Genomic DNA, 2,221 nt, shown 5'->3' with positions numbered 1-2,221 from the left:
CTTTCCCCAATAATATCGTACCACGCCGATACGGGTATCTGGGAGGCTATAATGGTGGAGGCCTTATTGTAACGGTCGTCTATGATATCCATCATGGCCTCCCGGGCATGGTTGTCAAAGCTCTGCAGGCCAAAGTCGTCCAGGATCAACAGGTCGGTTTTCAGGATCTTGTCCAGTTCCTTGAGATAGGTGCCGTCCACTTTGCAGAGTTTCAGTCTTTTGAGGAGCCTGGCCGTATTGGCGTATATGGCCCTGTGTTCCATCATACATGCCTGGTGTCCCAGTGCCTGTGCCAGATAGCTCTTGCCCGTTCCCGAGGCCCCGGTGAGGATGATGTTTTCCTTCCGGGCCATAAAATCCAAGGTCCCCAGGCGGGCGAACATGTTCTTGTCCAGGTTGCGCTGTTGGGCATGGTTGACCTCGGCCAGGTCGGCGGACTGTGCGAACCCCGCCTGTTTCAACAACCGTTGGATCTTCCGGTTCTGGCGGTCCTCCCATTGGTGGTCCGTTAGCAGGGCAAGGTATTCGTCGGCTGTAATATCGGCCGAACCGTTGTCCCTTACGTGCTGTTGGTGCAATTGGGCCATGGCCGTAAGGCGCATCTGTTTGAGTTTTTCGATTGTCTGTTCATTGTTCATAATATATCGGATTTAAGTTGATCATCATTGATAAGCGGAAGCGCCACGTATGTTACCGTGGTCAGGGATATGGCTCTTGTCCTCTTCCAGGTCCCGGTAGAACAGGGAACTTTTGTCCAAGTTGTTCTTCAGGATGTTCCTGATCCGCATATAGGTGGCGGCATCTGCCTGCAGGGCCCTTTTGCAGGCATTGTCCAGGCGTTCCGCACCGTAGGCCCTATGGAGCTGTATGACCCCCATGGCCCGTTTATATCCTATTTCCGGATAGTCCCCCTTGGCGAGTATCGCCTCCACACAGCCCAGTACATGGTCGCCGTGTCGGGCCGCTTTCTTTTTAAAGAACTCCGGGCTCCAGTCACTATAATATTTATGGGTGCTGCTAAGGTGTTCTTTATTGGTGTTATAGCTGCCTTTTTCCGGATGTCGCCGGTGCAGGGCGATCCGCTTTTGGTGGTAATAGACCTCGACAACGGAACCGGTGTAATGGATGGTGGTCTCCTTTCCGATATAGCGGTAGGGAACGCTATAATAGCTCTTGTCCGCGGAGAAGTAGACATACCCCATCTTCTGCACCTTGGCCCTGCGGTAATCCTTTAGCTCGTACGCACTCCCGGGCAGGGGCTTGAGGTATTCCCTTTCCACGGATTGGAACAGCTCCCTGCGACTGGCCTCCTTTCGTTTGAACAATAGATCGTTATAGGTTTCCAACAGGCGTTTTATCTCCCGGTTCAGATCTGCCAAAGAGAAGAACACCATTTCCCGCAAGGGGTAGTAGATACGCTGGTAGGCAAGGTGCACGGCGTTCTCCACCAGGGCCTTGTCCTGCGGGGAATACCCCCGGGCGGGATTTATGGCGCAGTTGTAATGGCGTGCAAAATCCTTGAAGCTCCGGTTGATGTCCGCCTCATATCTGCTCGCCCTTGTCACCGCGGATTTCAGGTTGTCCGACACGATGGCCTTGGGCACGCCACCGTAATAGTTCAGGGCATTGGTGCAACAAGCGATCAGGTCCGCCCGTTTTTGGCTCCTACAGGCCTCCACGTAGGTATATTGGCTATTGGGCAGGATGGCCACGAACACTTCCACCGGGATCACTTCCCCCGTGTCCCTGTCGACGATATGCAGCTTCTTACCCGCAAAATCGATGAACAGTTCCTTGCCGGGGTCGTGCTCGAGCTTCATCGAACCTTTGGCCTTTGCATACTTGCGCCGGTAGTGTTCCAGGAACTGGGTATAGCCATAGGGTTCCTTCGCCGTTCGGACATACTCCTGGTAATGGTACAGAAAGGTGAAGCCAGGATGGTTACGGGCCTTGTTGACCCCCTCGAAGCAGCGCATGAGCTCGTCGTAGCGAACGTTGTCTATGGTCGTATGGGAGGGAAAGAGGGCCTCCAGGGCCCCATTGTCGAGGGCCAACAGTTCCTTAAGGGAGCGGTCGCAGGCCCCGAACAGGCGCATATAGGTGTTTACCGTATTACGGGATATGCCCAGAGTGGCGCCTATCTTGCGGTTGCTCAGCCCATCGAGGTGCAGGGAAATAATCTGTTTCAGGTCCATTGGATCAAGTGTATTGGCCATATCGC

At 54.1% G+C, this 2,221-nt stretch carries 2 protein-coding genes; both read right to left on the bottom strand.

Annotated elements, in window-relative coordinates:
* On the bottom strand, nt 1–638 hold a 638-nt coding region (locus BFP75_RS10185), incomplete at its 3' end, for an ATP-binding protein (RefSeq protein ID WP_099545265.1).
* 24 nt (nt 639–662) lie between these two features.
* Nucleotides 663–2,195, bottom strand: coding sequence for an IS21 family transposase (istA, locus tag BFP75_RS10180; RefSeq protein WP_240531758.1), 1,533 nt, complete (start codon nt 2,193–2,195; stop codon nt 663–665).
* Nucleotides 2,196–2,221 lie beyond the last annotated feature (26 nt).

The organism is Maribacter sp. 4G9, assembly GCF_002742265.1.
Taxonomy (GTDB): domain Bacteria; phylum Bacteroidota; class Bacteroidia; order Flavobacteriales; family Flavobacteriaceae; genus Maribacter.
Note: the sequence above shows the minus strand (reverse complement) of the source record. Positions and strands in the feature narration are given on the sequence as shown.

Excerpts from the sequence above, each read along its gene's own strand:
- istA (WP_240531758.1), bottom strand. The coding sequence starts at position 2,195 with ATGGACCTGAAACAGATTATTTCCCTGCACCTCGATGGGCTGAGCAAC.